This is a genomic window from Geodermatophilus sp. SMS 5-13, assembly GCF_059428245.1.
The window spans coordinates 1-15,518 of the sequence record NZ_CP165729.1; the positions used below are offsets into that span (position 1 = coordinate 1).

Below are 15,518 nucleotides of genomic sequence, written 5' to 3' on the forward strand. Positions count from 1 at the left end.
GCGCGTCCGCTCCTTGAGAACTCAACAGCGTGCCGAAAGTCAGTGCCAAGTAACAACCCCTTTGTGGGTTTCTTTGGGTTGATTGATATCGCGATCTGTCAGGTCGCGGTTCTCAGCCGGTATCAAATCATCTACGGAGAGTTTGATCCTGGCTCAGGACGAACGCTGGCGGCGTGCTTAACACATGCAAGTCGAACGGTGAACCCGCTTCGGTGGGGGATCAGTGGCGAACGGGTGAGTAACACGTGGGCAACCTGCCCCCGGCTCTGGGATAACTCCAAGAAATTGGGGCTAATACCGGATATGTCCGCTGACCGCATGGTCTGGTGGTGGAAAGGGTTTCCGGCTGGGGATGGGCCCGCGGCCTATCAGCTTGTTGGTGGGGTAGTGGCCTACCAAGGCGACGACGGGTAGCCGGCCTGAGAGGGTGACCGGCCACACTGGGACTGAGACACGGCCCAGACTCCTACGGGAGGCAGCAGTGGGGAATATTGCGCAATGGGCGAAAGCCTGACGCAGCGACGCCGCGTGGGGGATGACGGCCTTCGGGTTGTAAACCTCTTTCAGCAGGGACGAAGCCTTTTCGGTGACGGTACCTGCAGAAGAAGCACCGGCCAACTACGTGCCAGCAGCCGCGGTAATACGTAGGGTGCAAGCGTTGTCCGGAATTATTGGGCGTAAAGAGCTCGTAGGCGGTTCGTCGCGTCGGCTGTGAAATCCCGAGGCTCAACCTCGGGTCTGCAGTCGATACGGGCGGACTGGAGTTCGGCAGGGGAGACTGGAATTCCTGGTGTAGCGGTGAAATGCGCAGATATCAGGAGGAACACCGGTGGCGAAGGCGGGTCTCTGGGCCGATACTGACGCTGAGGAGCGAAAGCGTGGGGAGCGAACAGGATTAGATACCCTGGTAGTCCACGCCGTAAACGTTGGGCGCTAGGTGTGGGGGCCATTCCACGGTCTCCGTGCCGCAGCTAACGCATTAAGCGCCCCGCCTGGGGAGTACGGCCGCAAGGCTAAAACTCAAAGGAATTGACGGGGGCCCGCACAAGCGGCGGAGCATGTTGCTTAATTCGATGCAACGCGAAGAACCTTACCTAGGCTTGACATGCACGGAAATCTCCCAGAGATGGGGGGTCCGTAAGGGCCGTGCACAGGTGGTGCATGGTTGTCGTCAGCTCGTGTCGTGAGATGTTGGGTTAAGTCCCGCAACGAGCGCAACCCTCGTTCCATGTTGCCAGCACGTGATGGTGGGGACTCATGGGAGACTGCCGGGGTCAACTCGGAGGAAGGTGGGGATGACGTCAAATCATCATGCCCCTTATGTCTAGGGCTGCAAACATGCTACAATGGCCGGTACAAAGGGCTGCGATACCGTGAGGTGGAGCGAATCCCAAAAAGCCGGTCTCAGTTCGGATTGGGGTCTGCAACTCGACCCCATGAAGTTGGAGTCGCTAGTAATCGCAGATCAGCAACGCTGCGGTGAATACGTTCCCGGGCCTTGTACACACCGCCCGTCACGTCACGAAAGTCGGTAACGCCCGAAGCCGGTGGCCCAACCCCTCGTGGGAGGGAGCCGTCGAAGGCGGGATCGGCGATTGGGACGAAGTCGTAACAAGGTAGCCGTACCGGAAGGTGCGGCTGGATCACCTCCTTTCTAAGGAGCACTCGCCGGCCCGCTATCCGCGGGTCGGTGCAGAGCCATGCCAGCACGGTGACGGTCCGCCATCTGCGGTGGGCCGCGGGTTGTCTGGATGGTGCTCGAGGGTGGAACGCTGACCAGTTCGGCCGCCGGCCCGCGCCGGCCCCCAGTACTGCAGCCCCGCGAGGGGCTGCGTGGACCGGGGTGGGACGCGGGGACCGGGGTCGTAGGCACGCTGTTGGGTCCTGAGGGAGCGGGCCCGTCCCCGGGTGGGGGTGGGGCTTCCTCGACAGGGCCATCCGGTTTCCGGACCACCGCGCGCGGCGCGGGTTCGGCGGGAACGCCGGCGGATGGTGGCTGTTTGTTCGTTGAGAACTGCACAGTGGACGCGAGCATCTTTTTGAGCTCTGTGGTTTGCAGAGCGTGTAGGCCCGCCCGGACCGCCGGGCCCCTTGTCGGGGTGTGGTGGTGGGGGCGGAATTGTTGTGTGTCAAGTTGGTAAGGGCACACGGTGGATGCCTGGGCACCAGGAGCCGATGAAGGACGTGGGAGGCTGCGATAAGCCTCGGGGAGCTGCCAACCGAGCGTTGATCCGAGGATGTCCGAATGGGGGAACCCCGCACCAGTCATGTGGTGTGACCCGCGCCTGAACACATAGGGCGTGTGGAGGGAACGTGGGGAAGTGAAACATCTCAGTACCCACAGGAAGAGAAAACAACCGTGATTCCGTGAGTAGTGGCGAGCGAAAGCGGAGGAGGCTAAACCGGTCGCATGTGATACCCGGCAGGGGTTGTGCGGTCGGGGTTGTGGGACGATCCAGCCATTTCTGCCGGAGTGGCGGGGAGTGAGAAAGCGGCGTCGCTAGTGGAAGGCCTCTGGAAGGGGTCGCCGTAGAGGGTGAGAGCCCCGTACACGAAAGCGTGTCGCCTCCCGGATCTGTTTCCCAAGTAGCACCGAGCCCGTGAAATTCGGTGTGAATCCGGCGGGACCACCCGCTAAGCCTGAATACTCCCTGGTGACCGATAGCGGACAAGTACCGTGAGGGAAAGGTGAAAAGTACCCCGGGAGGGGAGTGAAATAGTACCTGAAACCGTGTGCCTACAAGCCGTGAGAGCCTTAGCCGCATCCGTGTGGCGGGGTGATTGCGTGCCTTTTGAAGAATGAGCCTGCGAGTTAGCGGTACGTGGCGAGGTTAACCCGTGGGGGGTAGCCGTAGCGAAAGCGAGTCCGAACAGGGCGCTTCTAGTCGCGTGCTCTAGACCCGAAGCCGAGTGATCTACCCATGGCCAGGTTGAAGCGCGGGTAAGACCGCGTGGAGGACCGAACCCACCAGGGTTGAAAACCTGGGGGATGAGCTGTGGGTAGGGGTGAAAGGCCAATCAAACTCGGTGATAGCTGGTTCTCCCCGAAATGCATTTAGGTGCAGCGTCGCGTGTTTCTTGCCGGAGGTAGAGCACTGGATGGCCTAGGGGGCCCACAAGCTTACTGAAGTCAACCAAACTCCGAATGCCGGTAAGTGAGAGCGCGGCAGTGAGACTGCGGGCGATAAGGTTCGTAGTCGAGAGGGAAACAGCCCAGATCATCGGCTAAGGCCCCTAAGCGTGTGCTAAGTGGAAAAGGATGTGGGATCGCAGAGACAACCAGGAGGTTGGCTTAGAAGCAGCCACCCTTGAAAGAGTGCGTAATAGCTCACTGGTCAAGTGGTTCCGCGCCGACAATGTAGCGGGGCTCAAGCACACCGCCGAAGCCGTGACACTCCAGCGTGTACTCCGCCGGTCCTCGTAGGGGCCGGCCAGGGGCTGGGGTGGGTAGGGGAGCGTCGCGTGGTGGGTGAAGCGGCGGAGGGATCCAGCCGTGGACGCCACGCGAGTGAGAATGCAGGCATGAGTAGCGAGAGGGGAGTGAGAAACTCCCCCGCCGGAAGACCAAGGGTTCCTGGGCCAGGCTAATCCGCCCAGGGTGAGTCGGGACCTAAGGCGAGGCCGACAGGCGTAGTCGATGGACAACGGGTTGATATTCCCGTACCCGCGAAGGAGCGTCCATGCCGAACCCGGCGATGCTAACCACCCGACGCCACGCCGAGCTTTCGAGCGGAGCGTGGTCGAGCGTGGGACCCGGACCGGTAGTAGGCAAGCGATGGGGTGACGCAGGAAGGTAGTCGGGCCGGTGAGTGGTGGTACCGGTGCAAGGGTGTGGCCCGCGGAGCAGGCAAATCCGTTCCGCATGCAGGGTGAGGCCTGACGCATAGCCGAATGAGGCGAATCCGATGATCCTATGCTGCCGAGAAAAGCCTCTAGCGAGTTCCGAGCGGCCCGTACCCCAAACCAACTCAGGTGGTCAGGTAGAGAATACCGAGGCGATCGAGCGAACTGTGGTTAAGGAACTCGGCAAAATGCCCCCGTAACTTCGGGAGAAGGGGGACCCTTCGCCGTCAACCGCCTCGCGCGGGGCAGCGGTGGGGGGTCGCAGAGACCAGTGAGAAGCGACTGTTTACTAAAAACACAGGTCCGTGCGAAGTCGTAAGACGATGTATACGGACTGACGCCTGCCCGGTGCTGGAACGTTAAGGGGACGGGTTAGTGCCCTCGGGTGCGAAGCTCAGAACTCAAGCGCCAGTAAACGGCGGTGGTAACTATAACCATCCTAAGGTAGCGAAATTCCTTGTCGGGTAAGTTCCGACCTGCACGAATGGCGTAACGACTTCTCAGCTGTCTCAACCACAGGCTCGGCGAAATTGCACTACGAGTAAAGATGCTCGTTACGCGCGGCAGGACGGAAAGACCCCGGGACCTTCACTACAGCTTGATATTGGTGTTCGGTTCGGCTTGTGTAGGATAGGTGGGAGACCGTGAAGCGGGCACGCCAGTGTCCGTGGAGTCGCCGTTGAAATACCACTCTGGTCGAATTGGATGTCTAACCTCGGTCCGTGATCCGGATCAGGAACAGTGTCAGGTGGGTAGTTTAACTGGGGCGGTTGCCTCCCAAAATGTAACGGAGGCGCCCAAAGGTTCCCTCAGCCTGGTTGGCAATCAGGTGTCGAGTGCAAGTGCACAAGGGAGCTTGACTGCGAGACCGACGGGTCGAGCAGGAGCGAAAGCTGGGACTAGTGACCCGGCACCGGCAGGTGGAAGCGGTGTCGCTCAACGGATAAAAGGTACCCCGGGGATAACAGGCTGATCTTCCCCAAGAGTCCATATCGACGGGATGGTTTGGCACCTCGATGTCGGCTCGTCGCATCCTGGGGCTGGAGTAGGTCCCAAGGGTTGGGCTGTTCGCCCATTAAAGCGGTACGCGAGCTGGGTTTAGAACGTCGTGAGACAGTTCGGTCCCTATCCGCCGCGCGCGTAAGAGACTTGCGAAGAGCTGTCCCTAGTACGAGAGGACCGGGACGGACGAACCTCTGGTGTGCCAGTTGTACCGCCAGGTGCACTGCTGGTTGGCTACGTTCGGCAGGGATAACCGCTGAAAGCATCTAAGCGGGAAGCTCGCTTCAAGATGAGGTCTCTCACCTCCATGAGAGGGTAAGGCCCCCGCCCAGACCAGCGGGTCGATAGGCCGGAAGTGGAAGCACCGCAAGGTGTGCAGCTGACCGGTACTAACAGGCCGAGGACTTGACTCACACACCCTCACGCCCCCGCGGCGGCAGCAAAAAGGGAAGTCTCGCGTCCACTGTGCGGTTCTGAACGCACAAACCGGCCCACTCCGTACAACGGGTGCCTGGTCTGACATGTTCACAGCGTTACGGCGGCCATGGCGAGAGGGAAACGCCCGGACCCATTCCGAACCCGGAAGCTAAGCCTCTCAGCGCCGATGGTACTGCCCCGGGGACGGGGTGGGAGAGTAGGACGCCGCCGGACAACCATTCCCGGACGGGGCCCCAGCCACCAGGCTGCGGGCCCCGTTCGGCATGCCCGCACCACCCACCGGGCACGCCAGCCCGAAAACGCCCCGCACTTAGGCGCGCGAAAGCCCCCGCACTCGAGCGCGCGAAAGCGCGTGGGGTCAGGGGACGGTGCGGCGGAGGCCGGCGAAGGCCAGGAGCCCGAGGACCGCGGTCAGCGCAAGCGGCAGACCCACGGCCAGCGTCGCCACCGATTGGTCCGCGAACCAGGTCCCCACGGAGCGCCAGGCGTCCAGCCACGTCAGAAGGACGCCGAGGCCGCCGAGCACCAGGATCCCGCCGATGCTGAGTCCCCAGACCCCGCTCTGGCCCCAGCGCTTGTAGACCACGCCCATGCCCACGCCGGCGGCCATGAAGGCCAGCATCGGGACGCCGGAGACGACGATCTGCAGGAAGAAGTTGTCCACCTCCATGCCGGCGGGCGCCCAGAAGTGCAGCCCCACTCCCCAGCCGTCGGTGGCGCGCCCGATCGCCGTCAGTACCGCGAGGGCCACGCCATACGTGAGTGCCTGGGCGCCGCCCATGAGCGCCGTCCCGAGGTAGAAGGTGCGCCGGCTGAGGCTCAGGCCCATGGCGAAGGGCAGCAGCTGGGTGACCGCCTGGACGTACACGATCATCACGGTGATGTAGAGCGCCGCGACGCCGCCGGTGAAGTTGCCCGCGTCCGGGATGTCCGGGATGCCGGCGAGCTTCCAGATCAGCCAGTTGATGGCGAAGCTGGAGGCCACGACCAGCCACGGCACGCCCAGCGCCACGAGCGGGTGCACCAGGTGCAGCCGGGCGGCGGCCACGATGCGGTTCATCGGGAGATCTCCTCGAGGTCGGTGCGGGGCGTGCGGTCGTGCTCGGCGGTGCGGCGGCTCAGGGCCACGACCAGCTGTTGCAGGGACGTCGGCTCCACGGACAGACCGGCGGCGGTCGCGTCGTCCTCACCGGTCAGGCGGACGACGGCGCGACCGGACCCGGCCAGGAACTCCGTGTGCAGGACGTCGTGCCGGGCACCGAACTCCTCCACCCGCTGACGCGGGCCGGTGACGGTGACGGCGCTGCCGCGCAGGGTCTCCGCGGCGGCATCGAGCAGCACCCGGCCGCGATCGATGAGCAGCACGTGCTCGAGCAGGTCGGCGATCTCCTCGATGAGGTGCGTGGAGACGAGGATCGTCCGCGGGTGCTCGGCGTAGTCCGCGAGCAGCCGGTCGTAGAAGAGCTGCCGCGCCACGGCGTCCAGGCCCAGGTAGGGCTCGTCGAACAGGGTCAGCTCGGCCCGCGAGGCGAGCCCGATGACGATGCCGACGGCGGAGTTCATGCCGCGGGAGAGCTTCTTGACGGGCCGCTTCTCGGGCAGGTCGAAGTCCCGCAGCAGGGAGTGGGCGAGGTCGTCGTCCCAGTTCGGGAAGAGCATGGCTGCCGCGGCCAGGGCGTCGCGCACCCGGAAGTGATCGGGGTAGCGCTGGCCCTCCTTGATGAACGCCGTCCGGCTCAGGACGGCGTCGTTCTCGTAGGGCCGCCCGCCGAACACCTCGACGCGGCCGCCGGTCGGCACGCGGTGGCCGGTGATCAGCTGCATGAGGGTCGTCTTGCCGGCGCCGTTGCGGCCCAGCAGGCCGGTGATGCAGTCCTGCTCGATCATCGCGCTGACGTCGTCGAGCGCGAGCTGGTCGCGGAAGCGCATGGTGACGCCCTCGAGCGTGACGGCGGCGGTCACGCGAGCTCGCCCTTCTCGGTCAGCATCGCGCGCACCTCGGCCACGGAGATGCCCAGCTTGCCGGCCTCCGCCAGCAGCGGCACCACGTACTGGTCGGCGAACTCGCTGCGCCGCCGCTTGAGCAGCTGGTCGCGGGCGCCGGTGGCGACGAACATCCCTACTCCTCGTCTCTTGTAGAGCACGCCGTCGGCCACCAAGTGGTTGAGCCCCTTGGCCGCGGTCGCGGGGTTGATCCGGTGGAACGCCGCCAGCTCGTTGGAGGACGGCGCCTGGCTCTCCTCGGGCAGGGAGCCGTCGACGATCGCGTCCTCGAGCTGCGTCGCGATCTGCCGGAAGATCGGACCGCCGTCCTCGTTCACGCCGCCTCGGCGCGCACGAGAAGAGCCCGGCGGCTCATCGGTTCATTACTCACGTAATGAACCATAGAACCGCCGGGCTCCGCCCCGCAAGACCTTCAGCTCGACGCGGGCTCCTCGCCGGCCGGGTCGCCGGCCTGCTCGCCGGTCTGGCCGCCGGTCGTCCCGGGCTCGCCGGCCAGGATCAGGTAGAGCGCCCGCCGGGCGTCCGCGAGCACCTTCGCCGCCGCGGCGAGCTGCTCCGGGTCCGCGACCCGGGCCAGCTGGCCGGCGGCCCCCATGAGCTCGCCGATCGCGCCGCGCAGGTCGACGCGCTCCTCGCCCCCGCCGAAGGTGGCGAACGGGTCGACGTCGCCGAGGCTGTCGACGTGGGCCCGGCCGGCGTCGGTCAGCGTGACGAGCTTGCGCCCGCCCTCGCTGCTGACCTGGACGAGCCCCTCGTCCTCGAGCTGGGCGATGGTCGGGTAGACCGCGCCGGGCGACAGGCGCCATGCGCCGCTCGTGCGGTCGGCGACGGCCTGCATGAGCTGGTAGCCGTGCATGGGCTCCTCGGCGAGGAGCTTCAGGATCGCCGTGCGGACGTCGCCACGGCCGGCCCGACCGGGCCGCCCACGGCGGTGACCGCGGCCGCGCTCACCGCGCGGGCCGAAGCCGGGACCGAACTCCGGGTCGAACCCGGGGTCCGGCGGGACCGGGGGAACCGGGGGGATGGGTGGGACGCCCGGGCCGCCGAAGCCGGCGCCCGGCCGGCCGTGCCGGCGACCGTGCGGACGGTCCGCCCAGTCGCGGCCGGGGTGGCGCCGGCGCCCGTCGGGGTCCGGCGCGTCGAACGGGGAGTGGTGGCGGCTGTGCCGCGACCACGGATCTGTGGGCCTCATGGCACACCTCCTAGTCGTAGTGACGCACTCACGATATATCGCGTTGTGTCGATTGACAAGGCCGGTGCCGTGCGAGAGTGATCCGCGATGAGCGACTTCCGAAGACTCCCCGACCTCGCCGCCCGGTCCCTCGGCGGCGCGGTCGTCGCGGCCGACGACGAGTTCTTCGCGGCCAAGGAGAACCTGGTGCTGGACGCGCCGCCGGCCGCGCGGGCGGAGTTCGGGCACAGGGGCAAGGAGTACGACGGCTGGGAGACCCGTCGGCGCCGGTCGCCGGGGCACGACTGGGCGATCGTGCGGCTGGGGACGCCGGGGATCGTCGCCGGCGTCGTCGTCGACACGGCCTTCTTCACCGGCAACTTCCCGCCGCGGGCCTCGCTGGAGGGCACCGCGGTGGAGGGGCATCCCACGGTCGTCGAGCTGGAGAAGGCCGACTGGCAGCCGCTGCTGCCGCTCTCGCCGCTCGCCGGGGACACCGCCAACGCCTTCGCCGTCGACGCGGACCGGCGGCTCACCCACGTCCGGCTGGCGATCCACCCGGACGGCGGCGTGGCGCGGCTGCGGGTGCACGGGGTCGCCGTCCCGGATCCCCGGCTGCTCGACGCCGGCCCGTTCGACCTCGCGGCCCTGGAGAACGGCGGCCGGGTCACCGCGGTCAGCGATGAGTTCTACGGCCGCCCGGCGCAGCTGATCGCGCCCGGGCCCGCGCGGTCGATGGGCGAGGGCTGGGAGACCGCGCGCCGGCGGGACTCCGGCCACGACTGGGTCGAGGTCACGCTGGCCTGCGAGGGCGTCGTCACCCTGGCCGAGCTGGACACCTCCTACTTCCTCGGCAACGCGCCGGGCAGCGCCGCGCTCACCGGGCTCACCGACGGCGGCGAGGTGACCCTGCTGCCCCGCACGCGGCTGCAGCCGGACACCCGGCACCGGTTCGTGCTGCCCCCCGTCCCGGGGGTCTCGACGGTGCGGCTGGACGTCTTCCCGGACGGCGGCATGGCGCGGCTGCGGCTCTGGGGCCGCCCGACGCCGGCCGGCCGGGCGGCGCTCGGCCGCCGCTGGTTCGACGCGCTGCCCGACGTCCAGGCGCTGGAGGTGCTCGGTGCGGAGGGTGTGCCGCCCGCGGACGCCGGCCGGCTGGTGGGCCGCCGCCCGCTGGCGGGGGCGTTGCCCGAGGCGGTGGCCCGCCTGCTGGACGGGCCGGGCTGAGGTGGCCCGGCCGGGGTCGCGGAAGCGGGTGTTGCGCCGGGGCGTGGGCGGCTAGGGTCGCCGCTTTCCCCGCCGTCCTTCGCCGAGGAGTGCGCCGTGCCCCGCCGCAGCCTGGTCCTGTCCGCCGCCGTCCCCGCCGTCCTGCTGGGGCTCGCCGGGTGCGGGACCGCCACCGTCACGGCCGACGACGTCGCCACCGCCGCCGAGGACACGCTGGAGCAGCAGGTGGGTGCGCGCCCCGACGTCACCTGCCCCGACGACCTCGAGGCGAAGGTCGGCGCCACGGCGCGCTGCACGCTGACCGCGGCCGGCCTCGACGGCGCGTACGGCGTCACCGTGACCGTGCGGAAGGTGGAAGGCGGCACGGCCAGCTTCGACGTCCAGGTGGATCAGGAGCCGCAGCCGGAGGGGTGACCGCCGTCTCGGTCACTACCGTCCGGCCCGGAGCCGATATCCGAGGGATACATCCGTCGTGATCTGGAGAAACCCCCGGTGTCCCTCACCCCCCGATTCCTGCGCCGCAGCGTGCGCCTGCGGCTGATCGCCGCCTTCCTCGCCGTGGCCGCTCTCATGGTCACCCTCAGCCTGGTCAACGTCGGCCAGATGAGCTCCATCCACGGCCAGGTGGAGGAGAACTCGGCCCGGGACGTGACCCCGCTGGCCGACCTGCGCCGGCTCACCGACGACTTCCAGGCCTACTCGGTGCACGGCCTCGTCGCGGCGCTCTCCGCCGTCCAGGGCCAGCTCGACATCGCCCAGATGCAGAGCGGGCTGCAGGCGGACTCGAAGGCGGCGACCGACGCCGACGTCGAGGCGCTCGTCGCCAACACCCCCGGCGAGCTCCGGGCCCATGCCCAGGCCATCGCCGCGGACTGGAAGGACATGGCCGCCAAGGACGCCGCCTACCGCGCCGCGACCGCCGCCCTGGATCCCAACGCGCAGGTGCTGGGCGACGCCGCGACCGCCGCGTACCTCAAGACGCAGAAGGACATCGGCGCGCTCACCCAGGCCCTCGTCGACGACGAGAAGAGCAGCCGCGCCGACATGGCCGACGCGTTCTCGACCAACCGCACCGTCACCCTGGTCCTGCTCGCCGTCGGGGTCGTGCTGGCCCTGGGCCTCGGCGTGCTGCTCGCCCGGGGCATCCGCAGCCGGCTCGCCACGGTCCGCGCGTCGGTGGACGCCCTGGCCCGCGGCGACCTGACCCACGAGCTCACCGACACGTCGGAGGACGAGCTCGGCCAGATGAGCGCCGCGCTGTCGGAGGGCATCGGCCGGATCCGGGGGATGGTCTCCGGCGTCGTCACCTCGGCCGGTTCGATCACCGGCCTGGTCGGTGACCTGACCCGGGCCAACGCCAGCGTGGTCGACGCCGCGCGGACCGGCCTGCAGCACGCGCAGTCGGTGTCCGGCAGCGCGGCCACCGTCTCGGGCAACGTCGGCCAGCTGGCCACCGGCGCCGAGGAGATGACGGCCTCCATCCGGGACATCTCGCGCTCGGCGCAGGAGGCGGCCTCCGTCGCCAACGACGCCGTCCAGATCGTGGAGAGCACGAACGGGACGCTGACCCAGCTGGGCAACTCCTCGGCGGAGATCGGCAACGTCATCAAGGTGATCACCGGCATCGCCGAGCAGACCAACCTGCTGGCTCTCAACGCCACGATCGAGGCGGCGCGGGCCGGCGAGGCGGGCAAGGGCTTCGCGGTCGTCGCCAACGAGGTCAAGGAGCTGGCCCAGGAGACCGCCAAGGCCACCGAGGACGTCTCCCGCCGCATCCAGGCGATCCAGGACGACTCGGGCCAGGCGGTGACCGCCGTCGGCCAGATCGGCGAGACGGTCAGCCGGATCAACGCGCTGCAGGAGACGATCGCCGCCGCCGTCGAGGAGCAGACGGCCGCGGCGGCCGAGATCGACCGCAACATCGGCGTCGCGGCCGAGGGCAGCCGGGACATCGCCGCCGGCGCGCACGCCGTCACCGGCTCGACCGAGGACAGCGCCCGCCGGATCGAGGAGTCGCGGTCCATCGCAGACCAGCTCGCCGGCATGGCGGCGGAGCTGCAGGGGCGCGTCGCGCAGTTCACCGTCTGAACAGCGGGCCATTTCCGGCGCCGTCGCCCTCCGGGGCGGCGGCGCCGCTCTTTTTGGGCAGGATGGCGCCGTGGAGCAGCGCGCCGACCTGCTGGTCACCGACGCCGACCTCGTGGCGACCGTGGACGACGCCCGCCGGGAGCTCGCCGGCGGCTGGGTGGCCGTCACCGACGGGCGGATCAGCGGGGTGGGGGCCGGCACGGACCCGCGGCCGGACGCCGTCCGCACGCTGGACGCGCGGGGCTGCCTGGTGACGCCGGGGCTGATCAACACCCACCACCACCTGTACCAGAACCTGACCCGCGCCTTCGCCCCCGCGCTGACCGGGGAGCTGTTCGACTGGCTGATCACGCTCTACCCGCTGTGGGCGCGGCTGGACGAGGAGGCCGCCTACGTCAGCGCCTACGTGGGCCTCGTCGAGCTCGCGCTGGGCGGCTGCACCACCTCGGCGGACCACCTCTACGTGCACCCGCGCGGCGCCGGTGACCTGATCTCGGCGGAGGTGGCCGCGGCGCGCGACCTCGGCATGCGGTTCCACCCCACCCGCGGCTCGATGTCGCTGTCGGTGAAGGACGGCGGGCTGCCGCCGGACGCCGTCGTCCAGGACGACGACGAGATCCTCGCCGACTCGACGCGGCTGGTGGCGGCCCACCACGACCGCTCGCCCGGGGCGATGACGCGGATCGCGCTGGCCCCGTGCTCGCCGTTCAGCGTCTCGACGGCGCTGATGGCCCGCACCGCCGAGCTGGCCGATCAGCTCGACGTCCGGCTGCACACCCACCTGTGCGAGACGCAGGACGAGAACGCCTTCTGCCTCGAGCGCTTCGGCCGCCGGCCGGTGGAGTACCTGGCCGACGTCGGCTGGATGAGCGACCGGGTGTGGCTGGCCCACACCGTGTGGCCCAACGCCGGCGAGATCGAGCGGCTCGGGGCGGCGCGGGTCGGGACGGCGCACTGCCCGTCGTCGAACATGATCCTGGGCAGCGGGATGGCGCCGGTGGCCGAGCTGCGGGCGGCCGGCGCGCCGGTCGGGCTGGGTGTCGACGGCTCGTCGTCCGCGGACTCGGCGTCCCTGTGGCTGGAGGCCCGGACGGCGCTGCTGTTGGGCAAGCTGCGCCGCGGCGCGGCCACCATGTCGGCCCGGGACGCGCTGGAGATCGCGACCCGCGGCGGGGCAGCGGTGCTGGGGCGGGCCGGGGAGATCGGCGAGCTCTCGGTCGGCGCGTGCGGCGACCTGGCGGTGTGGCCGCTGACCGGGGTCGCGTTCGCCGGGGCGCTGTCGGACCCGGTCGAGGCCTGGCTGCGCTGCGGGCCGGTGGCGGCCCGGCACACGGTCGTCGCCGGGCGGCTGGTGGTCGAGGACGGCGTCCCCGTCCACCCGGGCCTGGACGAGCAGCTCGCCGTCCACCGCCGGGTGTCGGCCGCGATGCAGACGGCCCTCGACTGATTGCGAAACCGATTCGGACACGTTCAGGTGGATCTGCGCCCGGCCTCCGCCGCGGCTCGCCTCCGCGGTCCTAGAGTCCGCGCGGCCGTTCTCCGCCGTCCCCGGGAGTCTCTCGCGTGTCCGACGCCGCACCGATCCGCAAGCGCCCACTCTCCCGCGGCCGGCGGATCGGCATCGTCCTCGGGATCGCCGTCGTCGTGGTCGTCGCCGCCGTCGTGCCCGGCGTCGCGTTCCTCGCCGGGTACACCAAGGCCGACGGCGGTCACGTCCTCGTCGTCCGCAACGGCGGGCCGTTCGACGACAACAGCATCCGCCAGGTCATCCAGCCCAACTCCGGGCTGACCTCGACCGGGCTGTTCTCCACCGAGCACCCCTACCCGTCGACCCAGCGCAACTTCAAGGTCAGCGGCGCGGAGAACGCCGACTCCAACGAGGTCATCAACGTCCCCACCAAGGACGGCGTCCTCGTCGGCGTCGAGGGCACCTTCTACTTCGACGTCAACTACACCGACGGGGACGTCATGCGGGCGTTCGACGACAAGTACGGGACCCGCACCTATCCCGTGCCCGGCGGGGACGCCACGTACGCCTGGGACGGCGACGAGGGCTGGAGCGCCTTCCTCGAGTTCACGCTCGGCAACCTCGTGCAGAACGTGCTGCGCCAGGAGATCGGCAACGTCGAGTGCGCCGACCTGGTCGCCTCCTGCTCGCTGGCGGCCAACCCGAGCGCCCAGGCCGCGGCGATCGACCCGAACGCGAACGGCAACCTGACCATCAACCAGGTCCAGGACGCCGTGAACGAGGCGTTCACCAAGGACGTCGACACCGTGCTGGGCGTGCCGGTCCTCATCCACCCGCGCTTCGTGCTGAGCAAGGTCGACCTGCCGGAGAACGTGCAGGAGGCGATCAACCAGGCGCAGGCCGCCTTCGCCGGGGTGACCGAGTCGCAGGCGGCCCTGCAGCGGGCGCAGGTCGACGCGCAGGCCGACGCGGCCCGGCAGAGCGGCTACGACGCCTGCCCGACCTGCGCGCAGATCGACATCCTCAAGTCGCTGCCCTCCGGGCTGACCACCTACGCCCCCGGTGCCGGTTTCGCGGTGACCGGCACCCCCTGAGGTTTCGCGCGCGAAAGCGCACGCGCTTTCGCGCGCGAAACCCCGTCAGAGGGCGGTGGTGAAGGCCTCGAGGTCGTCGAGGGTGGCGTCCAGGTGCGGGGAGACGCGCAGGACGGGGCCGGTCAGCTCGCCCGGCGCCCGCTCGGGGCCGATCGCGGTGGCGACGATGCCGTGCTCGGAGAGCAGCCGCGTGCGGGTCGCGAGGACGTCGACCCCGTCCGGCGGGCGCAGCGTGGTGATCGCCGTCGGCTCGTCCACCGGCTCGACGACCGCCCAGCCGTGGACGCCGTCGGCCAGCTCGCGCGTCGCCCGGCCCAGCGCGGCCAGTCGCTCGCGCACCCGGTCGGGCCCGGCCGCGAGGTGCTCGCCGACCGCGACCACCAGCCCGACGCGGCCGGCGACGTGCGCCTCCCCCGACTCGAACGCGCGCAGCGGCGGCACGCCCTCCGGCTCGGGCAGCACCGGCGTGAGCTGCCGGGCGAGCGAGGGCCGCACGCAGAGCACGCCCACCCCGCGCGGCCCGGCCAGCCACTTGCGGGCGGGGAAGTAGACCGCGTCGGCGCCGACGTCGACGTCGGCGTGCCCGAGGGACTGGGCCGCGTCGATCACCAGGGGGACGCCGGCCTCGCGGCAGAGGAACGCCACCTCGGCCGCGGGCTGCAGCACGCCACGGTGGCTGCCGACGTGGGTGAGGTGCACGAACCGCGGCGGATCGGAGTCCAGCAGCCGCTCGAGACCGTCGACGTCGGCGCGGCCGAGCCCGTCGACCGGCATCGGCTCGGGGCGCAGGCCGAAGGCCCGCAGCTGGGCGACGTTGGGCGCGTACTCGCCGGGCAGGCAGGCCACCCGGCTCTCGTGCGGCAGCCGCCAGCCGGTCAGCAGCGCGATCAGGGCCGACTGCGCCGACTCGACGAACGCGACGTCCGCGGCGGCCATCCCGACCAGCCCGCCCAGCACCGAGCGGCCCTGCTGCAGCAGGTCGTCTGCGGTCGCCTCGGCCACGTAGCCGCCGAGCTCGGCCTCGTGCCGGGCGTGGTGGGCGGCGGCGTCGAGCGCCCGTGAGCTCTGCCGGCTGCACGCCGCGCTGTCCAGGTGCCGCCCGGCCGGGCGGGGGCGGACGGCGCGCCAGGAGTCGCCGAGGTCCTCGTGCGGAAGCTGCGCCACGGGTCCGACGCTAGGCGAC

At 69.5% G+C, this 15,518-nt stretch carries 10 protein-coding genes and 3 rRNA genes; 8 read left to right on the forward strand and 5 right to left on the reverse strand.

The window, feature by feature from the left end; translation table 11 throughout:
* Window positions 1–130 precede the first annotated feature (130 nt).
* The 3 genes from AB3388_RS00005 to rrf all read left to right on the forward strand — a co-directional run bounded on the left by AB3388_RS00005 (window position 131) and on the right by rrf (window position 5,496).
* Window positions 131–1,654 (forward strand): 16S ribosomal RNA (locus tag AB3388_RS00005).
* Window positions 1,655–2,127: 473 nt separating this feature from the next.
* Window positions 2,128–5,258 (forward strand): 23S ribosomal RNA (locus tag AB3388_RS00010).
* A 121-nt stretch (window positions 5,259–5,379) separates the two neighbouring features.
* Window positions 5,380–5,496, forward strand: a 5S ribosomal RNA gene (gene rrf / locus AB3388_RS00015).
* The 16S, 23S and 5S rRNA genes sit together here, the layout of an rRNA operon.
* A gap of 145 nt (window positions 5,497–5,641) precedes the next feature.
* Here the strand turns inward: rrf and AB3388_RS00020 are convergent.
* From AB3388_RS00020 to AB3388_RS00035, 4 genes are all read right to left on the reverse strand, one after another.
* A complete protein-coding gene (locus AB3388_RS00020; RefSeq protein WP_495408700.1) occupies window positions 5,642–6,343 on the reverse strand; it encodes a hypothetical protein in 702 nt (233 codons plus the stop codon).
* Window positions 6,340–7,245 (reverse strand): ABC transporter ATP-binding protein, encoded by a 906-nt coding sequence (locus tag AB3388_RS00025; RefSeq protein WP_495408701.1) that lies wholly within the window; start codon window positions 7,243–7,245, stop codon window positions 6,340–6,342. The genes AB3388_RS00020 and AB3388_RS00025 overlap by 4 nt, the downstream gene beginning before the upstream one ends.
* The gene (locus tag AB3388_RS00030) at window positions 7,242–7,604 is read right to left on the reverse strand and encodes a GntR family transcriptional regulator (protein ID WP_495408702.1); all 363 of its coding nucleotides are present in this window, start codon (window positions 7,602–7,604) and stop codon (window positions 7,242–7,244) included. Before AB3388_RS00030 ends, AB3388_RS00025 begins: the two co-directional genes overlap by 4 nt.
* Window positions 7,605–7,699: 95 nt before the next feature.
* Window positions 7,700–8,479: a PadR family transcriptional regulator gene (locus AB3388_RS00035; protein WP_495408703.1), complete on the reverse strand. Its 780-nt coding sequence runs from the start codon at window positions 8,477–8,479 to the stop codon at window positions 7,700–7,702.
* 87 nt (window positions 8,480–8,566) lie between these two features.
* On the opposite strand from AB3388_RS00035, the gene alc reads away from it, so the two are divergent.
* The 5 genes from alc (at window position 8,567) to AB3388_RS00060 (ending at window position 14,335) form a co-directional block, all read left to right on the forward strand.
* Window positions 8,567–9,685 (forward strand): allantoicase, encoded by a 1,119-nt coding sequence (gene alc / locus AB3388_RS00040; RefSeq protein ID WP_495408704.1) that lies wholly within the window; start codon window positions 8,567–8,569, stop codon window positions 9,683–9,685.
* 96 nt (window positions 9,686–9,781) lie between these two features.
* Window positions 9,782–10,099, forward strand: coding sequence for a DUF4333 domain-containing protein (locus AB3388_RS00045; RefSeq protein ID WP_495408705.1), 318 nt, complete (start codon window positions 9,782–9,784; stop codon window positions 10,097–10,099).
* 78 nt (window positions 10,100–10,177) lie between these two features.
* The gene (locus tag AB3388_RS00050; protein WP_495408706.1) at window positions 10,178–11,773 is read left to right on the forward strand and encodes a methyl-accepting chemotaxis protein; all 1,596 of its coding nucleotides are present in this window, start codon (window positions 10,178–10,180) and stop codon (window positions 11,771–11,773) included.
* Window positions 11,774–11,843: 70 nt separating this feature from the next.
* Entirely contained in the window at window positions 11,844–13,220 is a 1,377-nt protein-coding gene (locus AB3388_RS00055; RefSeq protein WP_495408707.1) for an 8-oxoguanine deaminase, read from the forward strand.
* A gap of 116 nt (window positions 13,221–13,336) precedes the next feature.
* Window positions 13,337–14,335, forward strand: a complete 999-nt coding sequence (locus tag AB3388_RS00060; protein WP_495408708.1) for an SPFH domain-containing protein — start codon at window positions 13,337–13,339, stop codon at window positions 14,333–14,335.
* 45 nt (window positions 14,336–14,380) lie between these two features.
* On the opposite strand, the gene egtE is transcribed toward AB3388_RS00060, so the two are convergent.
* A complete protein-coding gene (egtE, locus tag AB3388_RS00065) occupies window positions 14,381–15,499 on the reverse strand; it encodes an ergothioneine biosynthesis PLP-dependent enzyme EgtE (protein WP_495408709.1) in 1,119 nt (372 codons plus the stop codon).
* Between the last annotated feature and the right edge of the window lie 19 nt (window positions 15,500–15,518).